The sequence below is a fragment of the Cryobacterium arcticum genome, assembly GCF_001679725.1.
GTDB classification, from domain to species: domain Bacteria; phylum Actinomycetota; class Actinomycetes; order Actinomycetales; family Microbacteriaceae; genus Cryobacterium; species Cryobacterium arcticum_A.
Genome location: NZ_CP016282.1, coordinates 2102670 through 2127389, shown reverse-complemented (window position 1 = coordinate 2127389; position 24720 = coordinate 2102670). Strand labels below are relative to the sequence as shown.

Sequence of the window (24720 nt, the reverse complement as noted above, 5' to 3'; positions counted from 1 at the left end):
CCGGCTGCGCCAGACTGAGCGCATGACCCGTTACATCGCACTGCTGCGCGGCATCAACGTCGGCGGCATCAACATCCGCATGGCGGACCTCGCCGAGACCGTGCGCGGCCTCGGCCACACAGCGGTGACGACGGTCCTCGCCAGCGGAAACGTGGTCCTGGAGACCTCCGAGACGGATGCCGCCGCCGTCAAGACCGGCCTGGAACGCGCGCTCTCCGAGCGGTTCGGCTACGAGGCTTGGGTTGTGCTCGTGGACTGGCCGCGACTGACCGGCACCGTCGCGGAGTACCCATTCGAGGATCGCGTCGGCTGGCATTCCTACGTTCTGTTCGGCTCCGAGCCGGCCAGGCTCGACGACCTGCTTACGGCCGCACCGGAGCTGGATCCGAACGACGAGAGGGTGCAACGGGGCACGGACGTCGTCTACTGGCAGGTGCGACGGGCGGTAGGTATCAAAAGTCCCTTCAGTCTTCTGTCCGGAAAGGCGCGTTTCAAGTCCACCACCACCACGCGGAACCTGCGGACGCTTCGGAAGATCCTCGCTGTTCCCGACGGCGCTGCACCTGAACCCGCCGTGTCCAAAGCCGGTCCCAACCCCGCGGGCTAGACTGGGATCGCACCAGCGTTCGAGGTCGTTCGCTGTGCCACCACGCTTGATGAACAGTTCAACACCAGGCAGTGCAGCGATGCACCGCATCCACCCTGCGGCGCGCGAACAGCGTCGCACGACTAAGCGACACACGGGAGATTCATGTCCGGGCACTCCAAATGGGCGACAACCAAGCACCAGAAGGCCGTCACCGACTCGCGTCGGGCCAAGGCGTTCGCCAAGCTGATCAAGAACATCGAGGTCGCGGCCCGCATGGGCGGCGCCGACCTGTCGGGTAACCCCACTCTCGTCGACGCCATCCAGAAGGCCAAGAAGACCTCGGTCCCCAACGACAACATCGACCGCGCCGTCAAGCGCGGCGCCGGCCTCTCCGGCGAGGTCGTCGATTACACGACCATCATGTACGAGGGCTACGCCGCCAACGGCGTCGCGATCATGATCGAGTGCCTCACCGACAACAAGAACCGCGCGGCCGCCGAGGTGCGCACCACAGTCAGCCGCAACGGCGGCAACATGGCCGACCCGGGCAGCGTCGCCTACAACTTCCACCGCAAGGGCATCGTCGTCGTCCCCAAGGGCAACGATGTCACGGAAGACGATGTGCTCGCCGCCGTGCTCGATGCGGGAGCCGAGGAAGTCGTCGACGACGGCGAGAAGTTCGAGGTCTTCAGCGAAGCCCACGACCTCGTCGCCACCCGCACCGCGCTGCAGACCGCGGGCATCGACTACGACTCCGCCGACATCGCCTTCGTTCCGCAGCTGAAGATCGAGGTAGACGCCGAGACCGCCCGCAAGGTGTTCCGGCTCATCGACGCCCTCGAAGAGCTTGACGACGTGCAGAACATCTACAGCAACTACGACATCACGCCCGAGGTGCAGGCCGAACTCGAATCCGAGAGCGAATAACACACCCATGACGGTCAGGGTGCTGGGCATCGACCCCGGCCTGACCCGCTGCGGCGTCGGCATCGTCGACGTCGCAGCGAACCGCTCGGCGACCCTGGTTGACGTGCAGGTACTGCGCAGTTCCCCCGACCTGAGCCTCGAGCGACGACTGCTGCTCATCGGCGAAGGACTCGAGGAACTGCTCGACCGGCACCAACCCCAATTCGTGGCCATCGAGCGCGTGTTCGCCCAACAGAACGTGAGCACGGTGATGGGCACAGCCCAGATCAGCGGCGTGGCGCTCATGCTCGCCGCCCGTCGTGGACTCACCGTGACCCTGCACACCCCCAGCGAGGTGAAAGCGGCCATCACCGGATACGGCTCCGCGGACAAGAAGCAGGTGGGCACCATGGTGGCCCGGGTACTCGGCCTGGCCGAGATCCCGAAACCGGCGGATGCCGCCGACGCGCTGGCCCTGGCGATCTGCCACGCCTGGCGCACCGGCGCCGGCGGCGGAGTGCTGCCCACCAGCGGCACCGTGGCGGCCGGCAATAGATCCACCCCGGCCCGCACCCCCGGCGCGCTCACGCCGGCGCAGAAGGCCTGGCGGGACGCCGAGCGCGGCAACGCGCCGGGTGCGGCGGCGGCAACGTCGGCGGCGCACCGTAGGCTGAATAGGTGATCTCTTCAGTGCGTGGCCCCGTCTTGTCCGCCTTGGGTTCCACGGTGGTCATCGAGGTCGGGGGAGTAGGGCTGGCCGTGCAGGTCACCCCGCCGACGGCACTGGCCGCCCGGGTCGGCACCGAGACCCGGCTGTCGACGACTCTGATCGTGCGGGAGGACTCCCTCACGCTGTACGGGTTCCCCTCCGCCGACGAGCTGGCCGTCTTCGAACTCCTGGTCGGCGTCACCGGCGTCGGACCCAAATCGGCCCTCGGCGTACTCGCTGTCCTCAGCCCCAACCAGATCGCGCAGGCCGTGTCCGCCGAAGACGACTCGGTCTTCCGCAAGGTGAGCGGGATCGGCCCCAAGACCGCCAAGCTCATCGTGCTGTCCCTGGCCGGCAAGCTCGTCGTCACCGCCGCATCCCCCGCGCCCGGCCGCCCGAGTGCCACGGCCGCTGTGGGCACGAGCGTGCAGACCGCCCTGATCGGCCTCGGCTGGTCCGAGAAAGTCGCCGCCCAGGCCGTCGAGGAGATCCTGGCCGGCAGCAGCGCCGAGTTCGACGCCGAAGAAGCCGGCGTCGCCGCCGTCCTGCGGCTGGCCCTTGCCCGCCTCGGTCCGGCCCAACACGCGGGAGCCGCAGACGGGAGCCACCGCTGATGACGACGGATCCCGGAGTCGAACTGGCCAACCCGGCCCTCGCCGGCGATGCCGAACTCGCCTTCGAAGGCGCCCTGCGCCCGAAGAGCCTCACCGAATTCGTGGGCCAGCAGAAGGTACGCGGCCAGTTGCAGCTTCTGCTCACCGCAGCCTCCATGCAGCAGCGCACCCCCGACCACATTCTCCTGGCCGGTCCTCCAGGCCTCGGCAAGACCACCCTCGCCATGATCATCGCCTACGAGGGCAACCGCCCCTTGCGCATGTCGAGCGGCCCGGCCATCCAGCATGCCGGTGACCTCGCAGCGGTGCTCTCGTCGCTGGTTCCCGGTGAGGTGCTCTTCATCGACGAGATCCACCGCATGGCACGGTCCGCCGAGGAGATGCTCTACCTGGCGATGGAGGACTTCCGCATCGACATCATGGTCGGCAAGGGCGCCGGAGCCACCTCGGTGCCGCTCGACCTGGCCCCGTTCACTCTCGTGGGCGCCACCACCCGCTCGGGCATGCTGCCCAATCCGCTGCGCGACCGGTTCGGGTTCACCGCGCACCTGGAGTTCTACGCCGACGCCGAACTCGAACAGGTGCTCACCCGGGCAGCGAAACTGCTGGGCCTCGTCATCGACAGGGAAGCCATCGCCGAGATCGCCGGCCGCTGCCGCGGAACGCCCCGGATCGCGAACCGGCTGCTGCGGCGGGTGCGCGACTACGCCCTGGTACACGGCGGCGACGCCGACCTGGCCGCCGTTCACGCCGCGTTGGAGCTGTACGACGTCGATGAGATCGGCCTCGACAGGCTCGACCGGGAGGTCATGAACATCGTCCTGACCCGTTTTGGGGGTGGCCCGGTCGGCCTCAACACCCTCGCCGTCTCGGTGGGGGAGGAGCCGGACACCATCGAATCGGTCGTCGAGCCCTTCCTGGTGCGGATAGGCTTCCTCACGCGTACCCCGCGAGGGCGGGTTGCCACTCCCGCAGCGTGGCGGCACTTCGGACTGAGCGATCCTCAGGCTGCGCTCACCTTGGATGTTCTATAATTCAAGCTGGTCAGGCACGCCACGCGCGCGTTGAAAACTCTGCCCAACACAAACTCTGCACATCAAACAACTCTGCACACTTCACGACATGGCTCTGGCATGTCGTCCAGTGCGGGAAGGTCTCACAGTTCTATGGATCCGTTGACTCTTGTCATGCTCGCCGTTTTGGCGTTGCTCGTGTTCTTCATGTTTCGCAACGGCCGTAAGCGCCAGAAGGACACCTTGGCGCTGCAGTCGAAGATGGTGGCCGGCGCGGACGTCATGACCAACTTCGGTCTCTACGGCACCATCGTGTCCATCGACGAAGAAGAGAACAAGGTCGCTCTCGAGATCGCACCCGGCACCATCGTGCAGATCCACCGTCAGACCATCGCTCGTGTCGTCGAGCCCACCGTCGTGGGCGATGACGTCGTCCTCGACGACACCGTCGACGAGACCGCCGGCACGCCGGCCATCGTGGGCGAGCCGGAATACGGCCAGCGCACCGAGACGGAGCCGACCGATGACGCCGCTTCCGACAGCACGTCCGTAACCGACACAAACACCGAACCCAAAAAGGGCGACGCGTAACACATCCCTTCTCCGTGCCCACGCCCTCCGGCGTGGGCACGAGCAAAGAAAGCTGAGTTCAATAGGTGGCTAAGTCGTCTCCGACCAAGAAGGCCTGGCGCTCGCTGACCTGGCTTGGCGTGATCATCGTCGGTCTCATCGCTCTCAACGGGGCCGGAGTGCTCAGTGGTGGAGGGTCCTGGACCCCCAAACTGGCACTCGACCTCGAGGGCGGCACGCAGATCATCCTGGCCCCCAAGCTCGAGTCGGGCCAGACGGTCTCGTCCGAACAGCTCAACCAGGCTGTCTCGATCATCCGCCAGCGCATCGACTCCGCCGGTGTCTCCGAGTCGGAGATCAACACCCAGGGCGGGCAGAACATCGTCGTGTCGATCCCCGGCACACCCGACGACGCCACCCTGAACCGCATCGAATCCTCGGCCAAGCTCGAGTTCCGCCCGGTCCTCATCGCTTCTGCGCCGTCGGCCGACAGCGTCGGCACCGATGGCTCGACAGCCACCCCCGGCGCCACGGATGGCGCGACCGATGCTGCGACGGATGCGGCCACCCCCGCACCGGAGACGACACCGTCCGTTGCTCCGACCGACGCCAGCGACCTCAACAACATCACGCCTGCCCTGCAGGCGCAGTTCGACACCTTCCAGTGCGGCGACATCGACACCACCAACGTCGCGCCGGCGGATCAGCCCCTGATCACCTGTGAGACTGACGGTTCGGTCAAGTACATCCTCGGCCCGGTCGAGGTCAGTGGCGAGAACATCTCCGACGCCACCAACGGCCAGGTCACCACGCAGAGCGGCGCGACGACCGGCGAGTGGGCCGTGAACATCGTCTTCGACGGCACGGGGACCCAGGCCTTCGCCGACGTCACGACCCGCCTGAGCGGCCTGCAAGGCGCGCAGAACCAGTTCGCCATCGTCCTCGACGGCAAGGTCATCTCCGCTCCTCGCACCCTTGCGGTCATCACCGACGGCAAGCCGCAGATCACCGGGTCCTTCGATCAGGACACCTCGAAGGCCCTCGCCGACCAGCTCAAGTTCGGCGCCCTGCCGATCAGCTTCACGGTGCAGAGCCAGGACACCATCTCGGCGACCCTCGGATCCACCCAGCTCCAGAGCGGTCTGATCGCCGGCCTGATCGGCTTGATCCTGGTCGTGCTGTACTCCCTGGCGCAATACCGCCTGCTCGGCCTGGTCACCATCGCGTCCCTGGCCGTCGCCGCCGTGATCACCTACTTCCTCATCACGCTGCTGTCCTGGCGCGAGGGCTACCGGCTTTCGCTCGCCGGCGTCGCGGGCCTCATCGTCGCGATCGGTATCACCGCGGACTCCTTCATCGTCTACTTCGAGCGCGTGCGCGACGAGTTGCGCGACGGGAGGGGACTCGTGTCAGCGGTCGAGTCCGGCTGGCGCCGCGCCATCCGCACCATCATCGCGTCCGACACGGTCAACTTCCTCGCCGCAGCCGTGCTCTTCATCCTCGCCGTCGGCAACGTCCGCGGCTTCGCCCTCACCCTGGGGCTGACGACCCTCGTCGACCTGCTCGTCGTGGCCATGTTCACCCATCCCACGTTGCAGCTCCTGGCCCGCACCAAGTTCTTCGGCGAGGGCCACCGCTTCAGCGGGCTGGACCCCCGGGCGCTGGGCGCCGTGTATCGTGGCCGGGCGCAATTCGCTCCCGCCGCCGTGCCGGGAGCGTCGCGCAAGGGTGCTTCCGCCAGCAAGGAAGCCGTCAAACGTCAGACCATCGCCGAACGCAAGGCGGCTGAGCTCATCGGATCCGGCTCGAGTAAGCCGACCGACGGGAAGGATTCCTAATGGCCAGCTTCAGCCAGTTCGGCAACGACCTCCACACGGGCAAGCGCTCGTACAACATCGTCGGCCGTCGGAAGCTGTGGTACTCGATCGCCGCCGTGATGATCCTCGTCGCGATCCTGGGTCCGGTGCTGCGCGGTGGATTCACCTTCGGCATCGAGTTCACCGGTGGTTCCGAGTTCGTCCTCTCCGACACGAGCACGCTCGACCAGGGCCCGGCAGCCGCGGCCGTGGCCGACGTCGTGCCGGCTGCCGTACCCAAGATCTCTGCCGTCGGCAGCGATGGTATCCGGGTGCAGACCGACCAGCTCACCGACACCGAGAGCCGAGAGGTTCGTGCAGCTCTCGCCTCGGCGTACAGCATCGAACCTGCCCAGGTGACGTCGTCCTTCATCGGCCCGTCCTGGGGCCAGGACATCACCGGCTCCGCCATCCGCGCCCTGCTGACCTTCCTCGTCCTTGCCGGCGCCGTCATGGCCCTGTACTTCCGCACCTGGAAGATGGCGGTCGCGGCCATGGTGGCCCTGCTGCACGACCTCGTGATCACCGCCGGTTTCTACGGCATCACGGGCTTCGAGATCACCCCGGCGGCCGTGATCGGCTTCCTCACCATCCTGGGGTACTCGCTGTACGACACCGTGGTGGTGTTCGACAAGATCCGTGAGAACACCAGCGAGGACGGACCGGAGTCCCGGCGCACCTTTGCCGAGTCGGTCAACCTCGCGGTCAACCAGACCCTGGTCCGGTCGATCAACACCTCGATCGTGGCCGTGCTCCCGGTGGCTTCCATCCTCGTGATCGGCGCCTTCGTTCTCGGCGCGGGTACTTTGCGGGACATCTCGCTCGCCCTACTGATCGGCATGCTCGTGGGTACCTACTCCACGATCTTCATCGCGTCGCCGCTCTACGCCCAGCTGCGTGAGAACGAGCCGGAGATCCGCAAGCGCGACAAGAAGGCGCTCGCGCTCAAGGCCAAGGCCGCCGCAACGTCGACGAACGCCACGGTGTCGGGCGGGGCTGCCTCGAACACCCACGCGGACGCCTCCGCGTGAGCCGCGGCGAGGTGCGGGAATATCCGGTGTCGTTGCCCGGTTTACCGTTTATCCGCTAGTACAGGGATAATTGGCGCCAGGGAATGAGGTAACGAGATGACTGAGACAACAACGCCATCGCCTGCGTCCCTGCGCCGCCTGGTCCCGCGGATCTTCTCCCGGGCTCAGCCGGCAGGTGCCGTGGACACCCTGCTTCGGACGGTGCGCACGCACCACCCGAAGGTGGACCTGTCCATCATCGAACGCGCCTACACCGCCGCCGAGCGCGCGCACGAGGGCCAGAAACGACGCAGCGGCGAGCCGTACATCACCCATCCCGTCGCCGTCGCCCAGATCCTGGCGGACCTCGGCATCGGGCCCAAGACCGTGGCCGCTGCGCTGCTGCACGACACGGTCGAGGACACCGACTACACGCTCGACCAGTTGCGCGCCGACTTCGGCGACGAGATCACCATGCTCGTCGACGGGGTCACCAAGCTCGACAAGGTCAAGTACGGCGACAGCACCCAGGCCGAGACCGTGCGCAAGATGATCGTCGCGATGTCCAAAGACATCCGGGTGCTCATCATCAAGCTGGCCGACCGGCTGCACAACGCCCGCACCTGGGGCTTCGTCCCGGCCGAGTCGGCGATCCGCAAGGCCACCGAGACCCTCGAGATCTACGCTCCGCTCGCGCACCGGCTTGGTATCCAGACCATCAAATGGGAACTTGAAGACCTGTCCTTCGGTGTGCTCTACCCCAAGCTGTACGCCGAGATCGAAAGCCTCGTCAAACAGCGCACCCCGCAGCGCGAAGAGTTCGTGCAGTACGTCATCGACGCGATCAACGACGATCTCAAGGCCGCACGCATCCGCGGCAAGGTGGCTGGCCGCCCCAAGCAGTATTACTCGATCTATCAGAAGATGGTCGTACGCGGCCGGGAATTCGACGAGATCTACGACCTCGTCGGCATTCGAGTGCTGGTCAACTCGGTACGCGACTGTTACGCCGTGCTCGGCGCCATCCATGCCCGCTGGACGCCGCTGCCCGGCCGGTTCAAGGACTATATCGCCACCCCCAAGTTCAACCTCTACCAGTCGTTGCACACGACCGTGCTCGGCCCGAGCGGTCGCCCGGTCGAGATCCAGATCCGTACGCAGGAGATGCACGAACGCGCCGAATACGGTGTGGCCTCGCACTGGAAGTATAAGGAACAGGTCAACGGCAAGAGTTCCGGACCTGGTCCGCAGAGCGACACCGACATGGCCTGGCTCGCGCACATCTCCGACTGGCAGGCCGAAACCGCCGACCCGAACGAGTTCCTCGACTCCCTGCGTTACGAGATCGGCGCCAAGGAGGTCTACGTCTTCACCCCCAAGGGGCGCGTGATCGGGCTCCCGGCCGACGCCACCCCGGTGGACTTCGCGTACGCCGTGCACACCGAGGTCGGTCACCGCACCATGGGCGCCAAGGTCAACGGCCGTCTGGTGCCCCTGGAGAGTTCGCTCACCACGGGCGATGTCGTCGAGGTGTTCACCTCGAAGAACCCCGACTCCGGCCCAAGCCAGGACTGGCTCAACTTCGTCAAGAGCCCTCGAGCGCGCAACAAGATCCGGCAATGGTTCACCAAGGAACGCCGCGACGAGGCGATCGAACAGGGCCGTGACGCCATCGCCAGGGCCATGCGCAAGCAGAACCTGCCGCTGCAGAAGCTTATGAACCAGGACTCGTTCGCCGAGGTCGCCGCGGTCATGCGCTACGAAGACGTGTCCGCTCTCTACGCCGCCGTCGGCGAGGGGCACGTCTCCACGCAGTCCGTGCTGGAGAAGGTCGTCGCCACGCTGCAGAGCGTGGAGGAGAGTGACGCGACGGACCTGCCGTTCACCCCGAACGGGCGTACGCAGACCCTACGCAACAACGACTCCGGCATCCTGGTGCGCGGTGCGCCCGACATCCTGGTCAAGCTCGCCCGCTGCTGCACCCCGGTGCCGGGCGACAAGATTGTGGGCTTCATCACGCGCGGTTCCGGGGTCTCGGTGCACCAGTCCGACTGCCACAATGTGCAGGCGCTGCTCAAGGAACCCGAGCGGATGATCGAAGTGGATTGGGCGCCCACCTCCAAGAGCCTCTTCCTGGTGCAGATCCAGATCGAGGCCCTCGACCGGTCAGGGCTGCTGTCGGATGTGACCCGGGTGCTGTCCGAGCACCACGTGAACATCCTGTCCGCCACGGTCAACACCTCCAGTGATCGGCTGGCCATCAGCCGGTTCGTCTTCGAGATGGGTGACACCACCCACCTGGACCGGGTGCTGAACGCCGTGCGGCGTATCGACGCCGTCTACGACGTGTACCGCGTCAGCGACGGCTGAGACGCGTCTGAGGCGCGTCCGTCCGTCCGTCACCCGGTCATCCGGAGGCGCGCCCGGTCCAATTGAGCGGCGGCGACACGGCTGAACGAGATTCCCCGCCGAAAGGCGGGCAGTCCGTCGCCGGCGTCCCGCGCGTCGACGTCATAGGCCAGGAGCGCCGCCAGCAGTTCGGTGTCGGCCCGGACAGCGGGGGAGGAACCCCAGCGGGCCAGGTCCACCGCGGTGCGCCGGGGCACCGTGACAAGCATCCTGCCCACGACCCGGATATCGCCCGGCCTCAGCCGCACTTCGCGCAGCAGGGCGTTCGGCGTGTCGGGCTTCCGGGTGCGCGCCGTCACGTCCACGCAGAACTGGTGTTGTGCCGGCTCCGGGGCGAGACCGTAGATCCAGGCGGCGGTCATCCGCTCGGCGACGAGACGGTCGGAGGCCGGTCCAGCCGGTCCGGCCGGTCCAGACGATCCGGCAAGCCCAGCGAGTGCCGCCGCCCGCGTGGCCGGTTCGTCGAGGATGTCGACCGGGCACCACGATCCAGCGAGGGAGAAGAGCTCGCCGTCCAGGCGGGCAACAGAGAGTTCGGCGATCGGCAGGTCGGCGCCGGTCAAGGCGACGGGAACGAGGGGAGTCATCTCCTCAGGCTGCCGGTTCCGGGGCTGCAACAGGAAACGGGACCGGGAATCTGTGGACAGATCCCCGGCCCCGTGACCGATGTGCAGAGGTGTCGGCTACTGGCCGATGGCCTTCAGCCACGCCTTGCGGGTCTCGAGCGCCTCGGTGGCGTCCTTGATCTTGCGGGCGTCCTTGGTCTCCTGTGCGGCGGCCAGTTCGGCCTCGAGCTTGGCGATCGCGTCGTGCAGCTGACCGGCCAGGCCCTCGGCGCGGGCCTTGGTCTCGGGGTTGTTGCGCTTCCAGTGGTCGTCGTCGAGCTTGCGCACGGCGGCTTCGACCTTGCGCATGCGCTCTTCGACGGGCTTGACCTGGTCGCGGGGGACCTTGCCGGCTGCGTCCCAACGACGCTGGATGGAGCTGAGCAGCTCGCGGGCCTTGACCCGGTCCGTCTCGGTGAGGAGGGTCTCCGCCTCGGTGAGCAGTTCGAGCTTGACGACCAGGTTCGCGGAGAACTCCTCGTTGTCGGCGGCGTCGATCTCGCTCTTCACGGAGTAGAGCACGTCTCCGGCTGCCTTGAACTTCGCCCACATGGCGTCGTCCTGCTTCTTGCCGGAGCGACCGGCGGCCTTCCAGTCCTCGAGCAGGTTGCGGTAGGCGGGAATGCCGTCTGCGCCCTGAGGAGCAAGGGCCTCAGCCTTCTCGATGAGCTGCTGCTTGCGGTTGCGGACGTCCTTGTGGGCACTGTCCAGCTCGGCGAAGAAAGCCTTGCGGTTCTGCTCGATGGTCGTGCGCGCGGCACGGAACCGCTTCCACAGCTCATTGGCCTCGCCCTTGGGGATCCGCGGAGCATCGTGCTGGTGTGCCTGCCACTTGGCGAAGAGAGCGTCGAGGGCGGCGCTGGTCTGCTTCCACTGGGTCTTGGCGGGGTCCTCGGCGGCGAGGCGTTCGGCCTCCTCGACGATGGCGGCCCGCTCGGCCAGCGCTGCGGCACCGGCGGCCTTGGCCTCCACGCCCTGCTGTTCGGTGAGCTCACTGACGGTTCCGCCGAGGGCGCCGAGGCGCTCGGCGAGGGCCGCGAGGTTGCCGACGGCGTTGGCCGTGGCGACCGACTTCGACAGGTTCGCCACCGACTTGGCGATGTCCGCGGCGGGGGCGCCGCCCTTCGCACGCTGTTCGAGCAGGGTGACCTGCCCGTTCAACTCCACATACTTGCGCTCGAAGTAGGCGAGCGCCTCTTCCGGCGTCGCGTCGGGGTACTGCCCGACGGCACGCTCGCCGTCGGCTTCGCGCACGTAAACCGTGCCGGTTTCGTCTACGCGACCCCATGGTTGCTGATCTGTCGTAGTCAAGAGCCTCACCTTAATGATTTGGTTGATTCGCCGTGCAATGACGTACCCCAGTGGAGTACTGCAGCGGAAGAATCCCTGAACGAGCCAGTACGGGCTGAAGCCAATACGGGCACAAGCCTATTGCAAGGCTGCCCGTGGTTCAGCGGAATCGACCGAACTGTTATGACGGAAGGTGCGTACTACACCGATTATCAGTGCACCGCGAAGGTTGTTACTGCACCGTGAACGAGGTGATCGTGGTGGGCACCACTGGAGCACCATCGGTCGACCCGTCGGCCACGCCGGCGCCGGCGATCTGGCTGACGACCTGGTCGAGGCCACTGGTGACCGTGCCGATGACCGAGTAGCCGCCGGCTTCATTGGCCGGAATCGTCGTGTCGCCGTAGACGATGAAGAACTGGCTGCCCATGCTGTAGCCGTCAGTGGACCTGGCCATCGCAATAGTGCCGGCCGGGTAGACGTTGTCGGCGGGAGCGTTCTCGACGGGACCGTAGGTGTAGCCGGGGCCGCCCGTGCCGTCGCCGTTCGGGTCGCCGCACTGCAGCACGGAGAAGCCGTCACCCGTGGTGAGCCGGTGGCAGCTGAGCCCGTCATAGAAGCCGGAGTTCGCCAGGCTGATGGTGGAGGACACCGCCTGCGGGGCCAGCGCACCGTCCAGCTCGACCCCGAGGGGGATGCCGTTGAGCGTGAGGGTGCCGGTCCAGGTGCGTCCCTCGGCCAGGTCGCTGGAGGGGACGTCGCCGGAGTTGGCGCCCGGAGTCGCCGAGGCGGTGGGGGTGGGCTCTGCCGTGGACGAGGCCGAGGGCTCCGGAGTGCCTGGCCCTCCGCCGAAGTAGAACAGCTGGGCGCCCACGAGCACGGCCAGCACGACGACCAGGATGCTTCCGGCCAGGACGTTGTCGCGCACCCGGCGCTTGCCCTGCAGCGTGTGCACGGTCTGCCTGGCCTGATACGCGCGAACGCGGCCACGTGCTTCGCGGGCTTCGCGATCCTGTTTACTGCTCGGTGCCACGGGAATCCTCCAGGTGCCGCCTGCGGCGGAATCAAAGCGTGCGGGCGACGGGGCCCGGGTCACTGTGAACTCTACGCATCCCGTGGCGGCGGGAACAATTGAGCCGCTCAGCGCACGCTTACGGAGCGTGCAGCGGGGCCGTGGGCGCCATCCGGTGTCGGCGGCACAAACTACGCTGGGACCATGTCTTCCGTTCAACCTGGCCTGCGCACGGGCGCGACGCCGCTTGCCGTTCGGATGCGCCCGAAGAGCCTGGCCGAGGTCGCGGGGCAACGCCACCTGCTCACCCCGGGGTCGCCCCTGGTGAGCCTCGCCAACGACAAGACGGGGGAGCAGGGGTCGGTGTCGGTCATCCTCTGGGGCCCACCGGGAACCGGCAAGACCACGCTGGCCCAGACCATCGCACACAGCTCAGGCCGCCGGTTCGTCGAGCTGTCCGCTGTGTCAGCGGGTGTGCGCGATGTGCGCCAGGTGATGGAGGATGCCCGCACCAGCCGGGACCTGTACGGCCTGTCCACGGTGCTGTTCCTGGATGAGATCCACCGCTTCAGCAAGGCCCAGCAGGACGCCCTTCTGCCCGGCGTGGAGAACGGCATCATCATCCTCGTCGCGGCGACCACCGAGAACCCGTCGTTCTCGGTGATCTCACCGTTGCTGTCGCGGTCCCTCCTGCTGACGCTGGAGACCCTGAGCGACGACGACCTCGGCATCGTGGTGGACCGTGCCGTCACCGACCCCCGGGGACTCGCCGACAGGTTCGTGCTCGACCCGGAGGCCCGCGGCGCGATCATCCGCCTGGCCTCCGGCGACGCCCGGCGGGCACTGACCGCCCTGGAGGCGGCCTCGGTCTCGGCCGCGACGACCGAGACGGTAGACGGCGACAAGCCCGTCATCACCACCGAGATCGTCTCCCTCGCGGTGGACCGGGCTCTGCTGCGCTACGACCGGAACGGCGACGAGCACTACGACGTGATCAGCGCCTTCATCAAGTCCGTGCGCGGATCGGACGTCGACGCCTCCCTGCACTACCTCGCCCGCATGATCGAGGCCGGCGAGGACCCGAGGTTCATCTGCCGGCGCATCATCGTGCTCGCCTCGGAGGACATCGGCATGGCCGACCCGCAGTCGCTCGTGATCGCGATCGCGGCCGCCGACGCCGTGCAGTACATCGGCATGCCCGAGGGACGCATCCCGCTGGCCCAGGCCGTGGTGCACCTGGCCTGCGCCCCCAAGTCCAATGCCGCCTACACGGCCCTCGACGCGGCCATCGCCGACGTGCGGGCCGGCAACACCGGCCGGGTGCCCAAGCACCTGCGGGACGCCCACTACCCGGGCGCCAAACGGCTCGGCCACGGCAAGGGCTACAGGTACCCGCACGACGACGCGCTCGGCGTGCTCGCGCAGGACTACCTGCCCACCGAATTACGGCGTACGCAGTACTACCAGCCCACCGAACACGGCAACGAGCGGGATGTGTCGGCCCGGCTGGCCAAACTGCGCCGGATCATCCACGGCGAGTAGCGGCACCGGCCCCTGAATCAGCGCTGAATCGGAGCCCCGCTGTGCTAGCCTTGACCTCGCCTACAACTGGTTTCGTCATGCGGCTGCGTCGCGAAACGTGTGTTGGAGTGGATTCGCCCTGTAGCCGGGCGGCCCGTGGCACCCACCCCTCTGATCTCCCATGACGTGTTGCGCCTGCCCTCACCGGCCGGCCCCACGCCCTGGTATCCATTTTTCAGTTCCATCCGAAAGGACACTGTGTCTACCAAGTCACGTACCCGCAGTAAGACCCGCCTCTCGCGGGCCCTGGGCATCGCCCTGACCCCGAAGGCCGCCAAGTACCTCGAGAAGCGTCCCTACGCTCCGGGCGAGCACGGCCGCACCAAGCGCAAGACCGACTCGGACTACGCCGTGCGCCTCCGCGAAAAGCAGCGCTTACGCGCCCAGTACGGCATCCGCGAAGCCCAGCTCAAGATCGCCTTCGAAGAAGCGCGTCGCCGCCAGGGCCTGACCGGTGAGAACCTGGTCGAGATCCTCGAGACCCGTCTCGACGCCCTCCTCGTGCGTTCGGCCATCGCCCGCACCACCGCCCAGGCCCGTCAGATGGTTGTGCACCGTCACATCCTGGTCGACGGCCAGCTGGTCGACCGCCCCTCCTTCCGCGTGAAGCCGGGTCAGCTCATCCACGTCAAGGCGCGCAGCGAGGGCACCGAGCCCTTCCAGGTTGCCGCGGCCGGCGGTCACGTCGACCTGCTGCCCAAGCTCCCGCCGTACCTCGAGGTCGAACTCGACAAGCTGCAGGCCCGCCTCGTGCGCGCCCCGAAGCGCATCGAGATCCCCGTGACCTGTGAAGTCCAGCTCGTCGTGGAGTACTACGCAGCACGCTAGTCATCTCCCGCGCGACTCTCGCGTGCGGAACTGAACTACGCTGGAGGGCGGATCACCTAGGTGATCCGCCCTTTTCTCGTACCCGAGACCCGAATGGAAGTGTCGAATGACTGGTGGAGATATTGCCGGGCTGATTGCCGCCGGCGTGTTCGCCGTCCTGGTGGCGTTCCTCGCCATCCCGCTGATCAAGCTGGGCCGGGTGTTCGACGAGACCACCCACGCCATCCGAGATCTCAGCCAGAACGTCACTCCGCTGCTCGAGGAGACCACGAGCACGATCGCGCAGACCAACCACCAGTTGGCCACGATCGACACCATCACCACCAACGTGGCCGAGGTGACGGGCAATGTCTCCGCCCTCATCGCCCTCGTGGCCGCCACCGTGGGTGGTCCGCTCATCAAGATCGCCGGTTTCTCGGCGGGTGTGACCGCGGCCTTCCGCGCAGCCCGTCCCAGGCGCACCCGGAAGTAGTCCACTACGCTGGGAACCAGACTGTCCGCTTCTCGCGCACCGGTTTCCCCGCGCACACAGTTTCTCAACACACACCAGCTTCACCGAATTCAGGGAGCACATGCCATGAAGAACTTCATCTGGTTGGTCGTCGGAGTCGGCGTCGGCTTCGTCGTCGCCCACGAGGTCAACAAGACCCAGCAGGGCAAGCGTTTCTTCACCGATCTGGACGCGAAGACCCGTGAGTTCGGCGAGGCAATCTCGGAGGGCTACCGCAAGCGCGAAGCCGAGCTCCACGCCGCCCTCGGCGACGCTGAAGACACCATCGAAGAGCTCTCCAAGCCCTGAGCCTCGTTCCACCGCTCGCTCCGGCGGCGTCACGTTTGATCGCGTCGCCTCCCCCCACTCATTCCCTCCCACCGCATCCCCGATCGGACCTCGTCCGATCCCCAGCAACAGTACGGACCCCATGCAGACTGCCGACATCCGCGGGCGCTGGCTCGACTTCTTCGCCGACCGTGGACACACCGTTGTCCCGTCGGCGTCGCTCGTGAGCGATGACCCCACCCTCCTCTTCACCGTCGCCGGCATGGTGCCGTTCGTGCCGTACCTCACCGGTCTGGTACCCGCACCGTACCCGCGCGCCACGAGCGTGCAGAAGTGCATCCGCACCAACGACATCGAGGAAGTCGGCAAGACGCCGCGGCACGGCACCTTCTTCCAGATGAACGGCAACTTCTCCTTCGGCGACTACTTCAAGGAACAGGCGATCAGCTACGCCTGGGAGCTGCTCACCTCCAGCGAGGCCGACGGCGGCTACGGGTTCGCCGAGAAGGACCTCTGGGTCACGGTCTACGAGAACGACGACGAGGCCTTCGGCTACTGGCGCGCGCTCGGACTGCCCGAGCACCGCATCCAGCGCCTGGGCATGGACACGAACTACTGGTCAACCGGCCAGCCCGGCCCGGCCGGACCCTGCAGCGAGATCTTCTTCGACCGCGGTCCCGCCTACGGTATCGACGGTGGTCCGGCCACCGACGACGACCGCTACGTGGAGATCTGGAACCTGGTCTTCATGCAGTACCTCCGCGGCGAGGGCACCGGGAAGAACGACTTCCAGATCCTCGGTGACCTGCCCAAGAAGAACATCGACACCGGTATGGGCCTGGAGCGCGTCGCGTTCCTCAAGCAGGGCGTCGAGAACATGTACGAGATCGACCAGGTGCGCCCGGTCCTCGACCGTGCCGCGGCGCTCTCCGGCCGCCGATACGGCGCCGTGCACGACGACGACGTGCGGATGCGCATCGTCGCCGACCACGTGCGGTCCTCCCTCATGCTCATGAGCGACGGCGTGATGCCGTCCAACGAGGGCCGCGGCTACATCCTGCGCCGCCTGATGCGCCGGAGCGTGCGCGCGATGCGACTGCTCGGCGTCGACACCGCGTCGTTCACGGAGCTGTTCCCCGCCTCCCGCGACGCCATGAGCGCCGCCTACCCCGAGGTCGCCACCGACTTCGACCGGATCAGCCAGGCCGCGTACGCCGAGGAAGAGACCTTCCTGCGCACCCTCGCCAGCGGATCGAGCGTGCTCGACCTCGCCGTGGCGAAGACCAAGAGCGCACAGAAGGCGGAGCTGCCCGGAGACACCGCGTTCCTGCTGCACGACACCTACGGTTTCCCCATCGAGATCACCCTCGAGATGGCCGAAGAGGCCGGCCTCAGCGTCAACCGCGAAGCGTTCGACACCCTCATGGCCAAGCAGCGCGCCATGGCCAAGGCCGACGCCAAGGCGAAGAAGACCCACCTGGCGGACCTCTCGGTCTACAGCGCCTTCCGTGCTCACGGCGAGACCGTGTTCACCGGGTACGACATGCTGCAGACCGAGTCCAGCATCCTGGGCCTGATCGTCGACGGCGCCTCCGTCAACCGGGCTGTCGCCGGTGACATCGCCGAGGTCATCCTCGCCGAGACAGCGCTGTACGCCGAGTCTGGTGGCCAGGAGGCCGACGCCGGCCTCATCGTGGGCCCGGGCTACGAGCTCGAGGTGCTCGACGTGCAGAAGCCCGTCAAGGGACTGATCAGCCACAAGGTGCAGGTCACCAGCGGCGAGGTCGGCGTGGGCGACTCCGCCACGAGCGTCGTCGACCCCGATTGGCGCCGCGGCGCCCGGCAGGCGCACTCGGGCACGCACATCCTGCACGCGGCCCTGCGCCAGGTGCTCGGCCCGAACGCGCACCAGTCCGGTTCGTACAACAAGGCCGGCTTCTTCCGCCTCGACTTCTCCTGGAACCAGGCGCTGTCCCCGGCCACCCGCAGTGAGATCGAGGAGATCTCCAACAACGCCATCCGCGACAACCTGCAGGTCACCACCCGCGAGCTGCCGCTGGCCGAGGCCAAGGCTCTCGGGGCGATGGCACTGTTCGGCGAGAAGTACGGCGACCGGGTGCGTGTCGTCGACATCGGCGGCCCCTGGTCGCGTGAGCTCTGCGCCGGCACCCACGTGTCCACCAGCTCCGAGATCGGCATGATCAACCTGGTCAGCGAGGCGTCCGTCGGGTCCACCAACCGCCGGGTCGAGTCCCTGGTCGGGCTCGAGGCGTTCCGCGATCTGGCCGCCGAGCGCGCCATCGTGTCGCAGCTCACCAGCAACCTCAAGACCCCGCGCGAGCAGCTGCCGGCCAAGATCATGGACCTGATGCAGAGCCTCAAGGCGGCCGAGAAGAAGATCGCCGGCTTCGAAGCCCGCGCGCTCAGCGACCGGGTGCCCGCTCTCGTCGCAGCGGCGACCCGGATCGGCGACCTCACCGTGGTGGCCGAGGATCTGGGCGTGCTCCACTCGGCCGATGACGTGCGGATGCTCGTCACCGGCACCCGGGAACGCCTCGGCTCCGCGCCGGCTGTCGTGGCCCTGGCCGCCACCGTGGCGGACAAGCCCGTCGTGATCGTCGCAACCAATGCCGCGGCCCGCGACGCCGGTGCGAAGGCCGGCGCGCTGGCCAAGCAGCTGGCCGGCATCCTCGGTGGTGGCGGCGGCGGCAAGGACGACCTGGCGCAGGGCGGCGGAACGAACGTGGCCGCGATCCCCGAGGCGCTCAGCACGCTCCGCACGCTGGTGGCCCGCTAAGCCATGCGAACGGGTGTGCGGGTGGGAGTCGATGTCGGAACCGTGCGGATCGGCGTTGCCCGCAGCGACTTCCACGGCATGCTCGCCACCCCCGTCGAGACCGTGCCGCGGCAACGCGGCACGGCAGCGCCGGACGACCTCGCTCGCCTCACCGCGATCGTGACCGAGCTGGACGCCGTCGAAGTCATCGTGGGGCTGCCGCTGGGGCTGTCCGGGCGTCACACCGCCTCCACCGAGGACGCCGTCGCCTTTGCCGCTGCGCTGGCCGGGGCGCTGACGGTCCCCGTGCGCCTCGTCGACGAGCGACTGTCCACGGTGTCCGCCCAGGCCGCGCTCCGCACGAGCGGCCGCAGCACCCGCACCCAGCGTCCAGTCGTCGATCAGGTCGCCGCGACTATCATTTTGCAGCACGCTCTTGATACGGAACGGGCCTCGGGCAAACCAGCCGGCGCGCCTGTCGACACCACCGGAAGGCCGTAATCGTGGCAGTTAGTCCGCCGGAATCACCCGACAGCAATCTGTCGGGCGCCCAGGGCGACCGCCCGCCGACCAGCAGGCGCGCACTGCGTGAGGCTCAGGCGGCCCGGGACGCGCAGGCGGCCCGAGAGGCTCAGCCCGGTATGTCTGACGGCGCGGATGCCGCTTCAGCGGCCGGCGCGCAGGCGCCTGCAGACCCAGCGCCTGCAGACTCAGCGCCTGCAGACTCAGCGCCTGCAGACCCAGCGCCCGTCGCGCAGGCGCCTGAAGACCCAGCTCCTGCAGACCCAGCGCCTGCCGACACCTCATCCGCCGCGTGGGCGGCGGAGAACAACCCGTTCGCCGGTCTCGGCTTCGGCGTCCCGGCCGGCGCTGCTGACATGCCCCCCACCCCTGCATCCGGCACTGCCGCGGCGGGGCCTAGCACGGCTCCTCCCGCAGACCCGGCCGCCGGGCGGACCGGGCGCGAGAGCCGCGCGAACCGCCGGGCACAGCTGTCCGGCCTTCCCGCCGAGAAGAAGCCCCGGCGCAAGGGTGCCTGGGGCTGCCTGATCGTCCTCGTCGTGCTCCTCGCCCTGATGGGCGCGGCCGCCTTCGCCCTGCAGGGGCCCATCAGCCAGCTGATCGCGGCGACGCAGGGCCCGGAGGACTACGAGGGATCGGGTTCCGGTGAAGTGCTCGTCATGATCCACGACGGCGACACCGGCTCCGATATCGCCAACACCCTGGTGGACCAGGACGTCGTCAAGAGCTACGACGCCTTCTACAACCTTCTCCTCGCCCAGGCGACAGACCCGGTCTTCCAGCCCGGCGCCTACCAGCTCGCGTCGCAGATGAGCGCCCAGGCCGCACTCACGGCCCTGCAGGACCCGGAGTCCCGTCAGGAGCTCACTGTGGTCATCCCCGAGGGCACAGCGGCAGTTGATGTGCTCACCTCGATGTCCGAGGGCACCGATATTCCTCTGGCCGACCTGCAGGCGGCCGCGGCCGACCTGTCCGGGTTCGGACTCCCCGCCGAGGCCACGAGCCTGGAGGGATTCCTCTTCCCCGCCACGTACACGTTCCAGCCGGGAACGACCGCTCATGATGCGATCAAGACGCTCGTCGACCGCCAGTTCCAGGCCCTCGATACGGCCGGTGTCGCGCCGGCCGACCGGTGGAAGACCATCGTGATGGCGTCGCTGATCCAGCGTGAGGCGGGCCTGAAGGACGACTACTTCAAGGTGTCGCGGGTGTTCTACAACCGTCTCGACCCGGCCCAGTGGGAGAGCGGGCTGCTGCAGTCCGACGCCACCGTGGCCTACGGCACCGGGAACACCCACCTGGTCACCACGACGGATGCCGAACGCGCCGACGCCAACAACGCGTACAACACCTACGTGCACCCGGGCCCGCCGGTCGGGCCGATCAGCAACCCCGGCGACCTCGCCATCGATGCGGCCCTGCACCCCGCGGACGGAACCTGGCTATTCTTCGTGACGTGGAACCTGGACACCGGCGAGACCATCTTCTCCACCACCGTGGAAGAGCACGACGCCGGCGTCGCCAAGTGGCTGGCCTGGATGGATGAACACCCCGAATATGGCTGATCAGAGCGGAACCGACCCTGACACGACGAGGCCGAGCGGCCGGCGCCGGCTGGCCGTGCTCGGCTCGCCGATCGGTCATTCGCTCTCGCCGGCCCTGCACCAGGCGGCCTACCGGGCTCTCGGGCTGGACTGGGAGTACACCGCGATTGAGGTCGGTGCTTTGGAGGTCGGTGCCGCCGAGGTCGGTGCGCGCGAGCTCGACACATTCCTGGACGGCCTCGGCCCGGACTGGCTGGGCCTGTCCCTCACGATGCCGCTCAAGCACGAGATCCAGCACCGCCTCAGCGACCTCGACCGGGTCGCCGCCCTGACCGGAGCGGTCAACACCGTTCGTTTCAGTGACACGCCCGGGCAGGGCCGCACCCTGTCCGGGTACAACACGGATGTGCCCGGCCTCGTGCGTGCCCTGGCCGAGGCCGGAGTCGACCGGGCCAACCGGGTCACCCTGCTCGGAGCCGGCGCCACCGCGGCATCCGCTCTGGTCGCCGCCGCCGAGCTCGGCGCCGAATTCGTGGACGTGATCGCCCGTACCCCGGGCAAGGCCGAAACCCTGGAGACCCTGGGTCGTGGACTCGGACTCGTCGTGACGGTCACCGGCCTCGACGCCGTCGACGCGGCCGACCGGGAGAGCGACCTCGTGATCAGCACCCTGCCCGGCGGAACGGCGCTGCCCACCGAATTCCCCTCGCGCCTGCGGGCGGGCACCCCGTTGTTCGACGTGGGCTACGCCCCCTGGCCGAGCGCCCTGGCCTCCTCCTGGGCGGCGGCCGGCGGAACGGCGTACTCCGGACTGGCCATGCTGCTGCACCAGGCCCTGATCCAGGTGCGCATCTTCGTGGCAAACGACCCGTTCCAGCCGCTCCCCGACGAAGACAGCGTGCTGAGCGCCATGCGCGCGGCCCTGGCCGCCGCTTCGCCAGCCCCGGCTGTGGAAGGATAGTACCCATGCTTCGTTGGCTCACCGCCGGAGAGTCCCACGGCCCCGAACTCCTCGCCATTGTCGAGGGTTTGCCCGCTGGGATCCCGGTCACACTAGATGAGATCCGCCTCGACCTTGCGCGCCGCAAACTCGGCTACGGCCGGGGTGCCCGCATGAAGTTCGAGCAGGACGAACTGAACATTTCCGGCGGCGTGCGCCACGGACTCACCCTCGGCGGCCCTGTGGCCCTGCGGATCGGCAACACCGAATGGCCCAAGTGGGCCGACGTGATGAGCCCAGAGCCCGTTGACCCCGCCCTGCTCACCCGCGGCCGCGGCGCGCCCCTGGTGCGCCCGCGCCCCGGCCACGCCGACCTCGTCGGCATGCAGAAATACGACTTCGACGAGGCCCGGCCGGTCTTGGAGCGCGCGAGCGCCCGCGAAACCGCCGCCCGCGTCGCGCTCGGCGCCGTCGCCCGCGCCTTCCTGGCCGGTCTCGGCATCGAGCTGGTCAGCCACACCCTGTCGATCGGGCCCGTGCGCGTGCCAGAGGGCTCGCCACTGCCGCATCCGAGCGATGTCGACACCCTCGACGCCGACCCGCTGCGCTGCTTCGACCCCGCCACCAGCGCACTGATGGTGGCCGAGGTGGATGCCGCCCACAAGGACGGCGACACCCTCGGCGGCATCGTCGAGGTGCTCGCGTACAACCTCCCGCCCGGGCTCGGTTCGTTCGTGCACTGGGACCGGCGGCTGGACTCCCAGCTCGCCGCCGCCCTGATGGGCATCCAGGCGATCAAGGGCGTCGAGGTGGGCGACGGCTTCCTCACCACCACCCGTCGCGGCTCAGAGGCCCACGATGAGCTCGTGCAGGTGGACGACGAGATCGTGCGCGCCAGCGACAAGGCCGGCGGCACCGAGGGCGGCATGAGCACGGGAACGGTCCTGCGTGTGCGGGCCGGGATGAAGCCCATCGCGACGATTCCCCGCGCCCTGCGCACGGTCGACGTCACGACCAGCGAGGCCGCACCCGCACACCACCAGCGGTCCGATGTCTGTGCCGTTCCGGCGGCCGGCGTCGTCGCCGAAGCCATGGTCGCGCTCGTGCTCGCCAATTCGGTGCTGGAGAAGTTCGGTGGCGACTCGCTCACCGAGACCAAGCGCAACCTGGACTCCTACCTGGCCAGCATCCCGGCCAATCTGCGCACCGGGGCGTCCAGCGACGCGACCGTCTAGCGTGCTGTTCCTGAGCCCGGAGGCCTCCCGGCCGCCGGAGGGATGGCCGGCAGCGGTTCGGAGGGAGCCGGTTCGGAATGAGCCGGCAGAGGTGCCTCAAACGGCGCGGACGAGGCTGCCCGCCGGCAGTTCGTCCGAGGACGGTGCCCAGCACGGCGCCGCCTCTCCCGTGCGGGAGCCGGAGCGGGATTCGGACGCCCCCCTGTTTCCGCTCGTCTTCATCGGGCCGATGGCGTCGGGCAAGTCCAAGATCGGCCGCCGGGTCGCCCGACTGCTCCGCGTGCCGTTCATCGACACTGACAAGACCATCGTTGCCGCGCACGGGCCGATCACCGAGATCTTCGCCAGGCACGGCGAGCCGCACTTCCGGGCGCTCGAGCGCGACGCGGTGGCCGACGCCCTCGGGCGCGGGCGCGCCGTGGTGTCGCTCGGCGGGGGAGCCGTGCTCGACCCCGCCACCAGGGAACGCCTCCGCGGCACCACGGTGGTGTCGCTGAGCACCACAGCCGAGGCCGTGCGCTCGCGCACCAGGAACGCCAAACGGCCGCTGCTTGCGGCCGGCCCCGACGCCTGGCAGCGCATCTACGACGAGCGGCGCCCGCTCTACGACGCGCTGGCCAGCATCCACTTCGACACGTCGACCAGACCGGTCGACGCCATCGCCGACGACATCGTGAAATGGGTACGACGACACCATGACTGACCTGCATCCCGAAGACCCCACTGCCGAATCCGGCACCGAGAACGGGTCCACCACGACCATCACCGTGAGCGGGGTGGACAGCTACCCCGTCTACATCGGGCGCGGCATCGTTGCCGACGTCGCCGAGCAGCTGGGTGACACCGTCAAGAAGGTGCTCATCGTGCACACCTCGCACCTGGGCGCCCGTGCGGTGGCGCTGCGTGAGAGCCTGCTCGACCGCTATGAGGTCCTCATCGCCGAGGTGCCCGACGCCGAGCCCGCCAAACGCGTGGAGGTGGCCGCGTTCTGCTGGCAGGTGATGGGGCAGGCCGACTTCACCCGCACGGATGCCGTGATCGGCTTCGGCGGCGGCGCGGTGACGGATCTGGCCGGGTTCGTCGCCGCCACCTGGCTGCGCGGCGTGAAACTCGTGCAGATCCCCACCAGCGTGCTCGGGATGGTCGACGCGGCAGTTGGCGGCAAGAACGGCATCAACACCGCCGAGGGCAAGAACCTTGTCGGAACCTTCTACGCCCCGGCTGCCGTGGTCTGCGACCTGGACATCCTGGCCGACCTGCCCCGCAACGAGATCCTGGCGGGCTTCGCCGAGATCGTCAAGGCGGGCTTCATCCAGGTCCCCGAGATCCTCGACATCGTCGAAGCCGACGTCGCCGCGGTGACCGACCCGACCACCCCGCAGTTCCGCCGGGTGCTCGAGCTGGCGATCGCCATGAAGGCTCGCGTGGTGGGCGCCGACTTCAAGGAGGCGGGCCTGCGCGAGATCCTCAATTACGGGCACACGCTCGGCCACGCCGTCGAGCACGCCGAACGCTACGGCTGGCGCCACGGGGCCGCCGTGGCCGTTGGCATGATGTTCGCCGCCGAACTCGCCCGTCTCAGCGGTCGGCTCTCGGACGAGGCCGTCGACCGGCACCGCCGCATCCTGGAATCGCTCACGTTGCCGATCAGCTACCCGGTGGGCCGCTGGCCTACGCTGCTGGCGACCATGCAGCGCGATAAGAAGACCCGCAGCGGCATGCTGCGTTTCATCGTGCTCGACGACATCGGCAAGCCCACGGTTCTCGAAGCGCCCGATGCGTCCCTCCTGTTCGCCGCGTACCAGGAGATCGGGTCCTAAGCCGGTCGAACACCGACCAGCAGATCTCGTTCCGCAGCCGCTGATCGTCGAGCACAGGCCCGCGTGCCGAGCTCCACGCTTTCTCGCAGACTGTGCCTAGAATGAAGCACCCG

The 24720-nt window shown here is 68.1% G+C and carries 23 protein-coding genes; 20 read left to right on the top strand and 3 right to left on the bottom strand.

Going from position 1 to position 24720, the window contains the following annotated elements:
* The first annotated feature begins 22 nt into the window (after positions 1-22).
* The 9 genes from PA27867_RS09495 (at position 23) to PA27867_RS09455 (ending at position 9637) form a co-directional block, all read left to right on the top strand.
* Positions 23-607 (top strand): DUF1697 domain-containing protein, encoded by a 585-nt coding sequence (locus PA27867_RS09495; RefSeq protein WP_066595727.1) that lies wholly within the window; start codon positions 23-25, stop codon positions 605-607.
* 144 nt (positions 608-751) lie between these two features.
* Positions 752-1516, top strand: a complete 765-nt coding sequence (locus tag PA27867_RS09490) for a YebC/PmpR family DNA-binding transcriptional regulator (protein WP_066595725.1) — start codon at positions 752-754, stop codon at positions 1514-1516.
* 7 nt (positions 1517-1523) lie between these two features.
* Positions 1524-2177, top strand: a complete 654-nt coding sequence (gene ruvC / locus PA27867_RS09485; protein WP_066595724.1) for a crossover junction endodeoxyribonuclease RuvC — start codon at positions 1524-1526, stop codon at positions 2175-2177.
* Positions 2174-2818, top strand: coding sequence for a Holliday junction branch migration protein RuvA (gene ruvA, locus PA27867_RS09480; protein ID WP_066595723.1), 645 nt, complete (start codon positions 2174-2176; stop codon positions 2816-2818). Before ruvC ends, ruvA begins: the two co-directional genes overlap by 4 nt.
* Positions 2818-3852 carry a Holliday junction branch migration DNA helicase RuvB gene (gene ruvB, locus PA27867_RS09475; protein ID WP_066595720.1) on the top strand — a complete coding sequence of 345 codons (1035 nt, stop codon included), beginning with the start codon at positions 2818-2820 and terminating at the stop codon, positions 3850-3852. Before ruvA ends, ruvB begins: the two co-directional genes overlap by 1 nt.
* 153 nt (positions 3853-4005) lie before the next feature.
* Entirely contained in the window at positions 4006-4422 is a 417-nt protein-coding gene (yajC, locus tag PA27867_RS09470; RefSeq protein ID WP_066595718.1) for a preprotein translocase subunit YajC, read from the top strand.
* A gap of 65 nt (positions 4423-4487) precedes the next feature.
* Complete coding sequence (gene secD / locus PA27867_RS09465; RefSeq protein ID WP_066595716.1) at positions 4488-6239, top strand: protein translocase subunit SecD; 1752 nt, start codon at positions 4488-4490, stop codon at positions 6237-6239.
* Complete coding sequence (gene secF / locus PA27867_RS09460) at positions 6239-7288, top strand: protein translocase subunit SecF (protein ID WP_066595715.1); 1050 nt, start codon at positions 6239-6241, stop codon at positions 7286-7288. Before secD ends, secF begins: the two co-directional genes overlap by 1 nt.
* A 96-nt stretch (positions 7289-7384) precedes the next feature.
* Positions 7385-9637: a RelA/SpoT family protein gene (locus PA27867_RS09455; protein WP_066595712.1), complete on the top strand. Its 2253-nt coding sequence runs from the start codon at positions 7385-7387 to the stop codon at positions 9635-9637.
* A gap of 29 nt (positions 9638-9666) precedes the next feature.
* Here the strand turns inward: PA27867_RS09455 and PA27867_RS09450 are convergent, their stop codons facing one another.
* The 3 genes from PA27867_RS09450 to PA27867_RS09440 form a co-directional block, all read right to left on the bottom strand.
* Complete coding sequence (locus PA27867_RS09450) at positions 9667-10263, bottom strand: hypothetical protein (RefSeq protein ID WP_066595711.1); 597 nt, start codon at positions 10261-10263, stop codon at positions 9667-9669.
* Between the two features lie 96 nt (positions 10264-10359).
* The gene (locus PA27867_RS09445) at positions 10360-11592 is read right to left on the bottom strand and encodes a DUF349 domain-containing protein (protein ID WP_066595709.1); all 1233 of its coding nucleotides are present in this window, start codon (positions 11590-11592) and stop codon (positions 10360-10362) included.
* A gap of 211 nt (positions 11593-11803) precedes the next feature.
* Positions 11804-12604 carry a peptidylprolyl isomerase gene (locus PA27867_RS09440; protein WP_066595701.1) on the bottom strand — a complete coding sequence of 267 codons (801 nt, stop codon included), beginning with the start codon at positions 12602-12604 and terminating at the stop codon, positions 11804-11806.
* A 183-nt stretch (positions 12605-12787) separates the two neighbouring features.
* Here PA27867_RS09440 and PA27867_RS09435 point away from each other — a divergent pair, with 183 nt between their 5' ends.
* The 11 genes from PA27867_RS09435 to aroB all read left to right on the top strand — a co-directional run bounded on the left by PA27867_RS09435 (position 12788) and on the right by aroB (position 24607).
* Entirely contained in the window at positions 12788-14125 is a 1338-nt protein-coding gene (locus PA27867_RS09435) for a replication-associated recombination protein A (RefSeq protein WP_084020928.1), read from the top strand.
* A gap of 237 nt (positions 14126-14362) precedes the next feature.
* Positions 14363-14992 carry a 30S ribosomal protein S4 gene (rpsD, locus tag PA27867_RS09430; RefSeq protein ID WP_066595696.1) on the top strand — a complete coding sequence of 210 codons (630 nt, stop codon included), beginning with the start codon at positions 14363-14365 and terminating at the stop codon, positions 14990-14992.
* A 106-nt stretch (positions 14993-15098) separates the two neighbouring features.
* Entirely contained in the window at positions 15099-15464 is a 366-nt protein-coding gene (locus PA27867_RS09425; RefSeq protein WP_066595693.1) for a DUF948 domain-containing protein, read from the top strand.
* A gap of 105 nt (positions 15465-15569) precedes the next feature.
* Positions 15570-15791 carry a hypothetical protein gene (locus tag PA27867_RS09420; protein WP_066595691.1) on the top strand — a complete coding sequence of 74 codons (222 nt, stop codon included), beginning with the start codon at positions 15570-15572 and terminating at the stop codon, positions 15789-15791.
* A 121-nt stretch (positions 15792-15912) separates the two neighbouring features.
* On the top strand, positions 15913-18567 hold the full coding sequence (alaS, locus tag PA27867_RS09415) for an alanine--tRNA ligase (RefSeq protein ID WP_066595689.1): 2655 nt from the start codon (positions 15913-15915) through the stop codon (positions 18565-18567).
* 3 nt (positions 18568-18570) lie between these two features.
* A complete protein-coding gene (ruvX, locus tag PA27867_RS09410) occupies positions 18571-19047 on the top strand; it encodes a Holliday junction resolvase RuvX (RefSeq protein ID WP_208857246.1) in 477 nt (158 codons plus the stop codon).
* A gap of 377 nt (positions 19048-19424) precedes the next feature.
* Positions 19425-20633 (top strand): endolytic transglycosylase MltG, encoded by a 1209-nt coding sequence (gene mltG, locus PA27867_RS09405; RefSeq protein WP_236900674.1) that lies wholly within the window; start codon positions 19425-19427, stop codon positions 20631-20633.
* Positions 20626-21573, top strand: coding sequence for a shikimate dehydrogenase family protein (locus tag PA27867_RS09400; protein WP_066595685.1), 948 nt, complete (start codon positions 20626-20628; stop codon positions 21571-21573). Before mltG ends, PA27867_RS09400 begins: the two co-directional genes overlap by 8 nt.
* Positions 21574-21578: 5 nt before the next feature.
* Entirely contained in the window at positions 21579-22787 is a 1209-nt protein-coding gene (gene aroC / locus PA27867_RS09395; protein ID WP_066595684.1) for a chorismate synthase, read from the top strand.
* A gap of 91 nt (positions 22788-22878) precedes the next feature.
* Positions 22879-23490, top strand: coding sequence for a shikimate kinase (locus tag PA27867_RS09390; protein WP_236900673.1), 612 nt, complete (start codon positions 22879-22881; stop codon positions 23488-23490).
* Complete coding sequence (gene aroB, locus PA27867_RS09385) at positions 23483-24607, top strand: 3-dehydroquinate synthase (protein WP_066595681.1); 1125 nt, start codon at positions 23483-23485, stop codon at positions 24605-24607. Before PA27867_RS09390 ends, aroB begins: the two co-directional genes overlap by 8 nt.
* Positions 24608-24720: the final 113 nt, after the last annotated feature.

What these genes read in the sequence shown, in the direction of transcription:
- PA27867_RS09495 (WP_066595727.1), top strand. Translation starts at nt 23, where the DNA reads ATGACCCGTTACATCGCACTGCTGCGCGGCATCAACGTCGGCGGCATC.
- PA27867_RS09490 (WP_066595725.1), top strand. Translation starts at nt 752, where the DNA reads ATGTCCGGGCACTCCAAATGGGCGACAACCAAGCACCAGAAGGCCGTC.
- ruvC (WP_066595724.1), top strand. Translation starts at nt 1,524, where the DNA reads ATGACGGTCAGGGTGCTGGGCATCGACCCCGGCCTGACCCGCTGCGGC.
- ruvB (WP_066595720.1), top strand. Translation starts at nt 2,818, where the DNA reads ATGACGACGGATCCCGGAGTCGAACTGGCCAACCCGGCCCTCGCCGGC.
- yajC (WP_066595718.1), top strand. Translation starts at nt 4,006, where the DNA reads ATGCTCGCCGTTTTGGCGTTGCTCGTGTTCTTCATGTTTCGCAACGGC.
- secF (WP_066595715.1), top strand. Translation starts at nt 6,239, where the DNA reads ATGGCCAGCTTCAGCCAGTTCGGCAACGACCTCCACACGGGCAAGCGC.
- PA27867_RS09455 (WP_066595712.1), top strand. Translation starts at nt 7,385, where the DNA reads ATGACTGAGACAACAACGCCATCGCCTGCGTCCCTGCGCCGCCTGGTC.
- PA27867_RS09450 (WP_066595711.1), bottom strand. Translation starts at nt 10,263, where the DNA reads ATGACTCCCCTCGTTCCCGTCGCCTTGACCGGCGCCGACCTGCCGATC.
- PA27867_RS09435 (WP_084020928.1), top strand. Translation starts at nt 12,788, where the DNA reads ATGTCTTCCGTTCAACCTGGCCTGCGCACGGGCGCGACGCCGCTTGCC.
- PA27867_RS09425 (WP_066595693.1), top strand. Translation starts at nt 15,099, where the DNA reads ATGACTGGTGGAGATATTGCCGGGCTGATTGCCGCCGGCGTGTTCGCC.
- PA27867_RS09420 (WP_066595691.1), top strand. Translation starts at nt 15,570, where the DNA reads ATGAAGAACTTCATCTGGTTGGTCGTCGGAGTCGGCGTCGGCTTCGTC.
- alaS (WP_066595689.1), top strand. Translation starts at nt 15,913, where the DNA reads ATGCAGACTGCCGACATCCGCGGGCGCTGGCTCGACTTCTTCGCCGAC.
- ruvX (WP_208857246.1), top strand. Translation starts at nt 18,571, where the DNA reads ATGCGAACGGGTGTGCGGGTGGGAGTCGATGTCGGAACCGTGCGGATC.
- mltG (WP_236900674.1), top strand. Translation starts at nt 19,425, where the DNA reads ATGCCCCCCACCCCTGCATCCGGCACTGCCGCGGCGGGGCCTAGCACG.
- PA27867_RS09400 (WP_066595685.1), top strand. Translation starts at nt 20,626, where the DNA reads ATGGCTGATCAGAGCGGAACCGACCCTGACACGACGAGGCCGAGCGGC.
- aroC (WP_066595684.1), top strand. Translation starts at nt 21,579, where the DNA reads ATGCTTCGTTGGCTCACCGCCGGAGAGTCCCACGGCCCCGAACTCCTC.
- aroB (WP_066595681.1), top strand. Translation starts at nt 23,483, where the DNA reads ATGACTGACCTGCATCCCGAAGACCCCACTGCCGAATCCGGCACCGAG.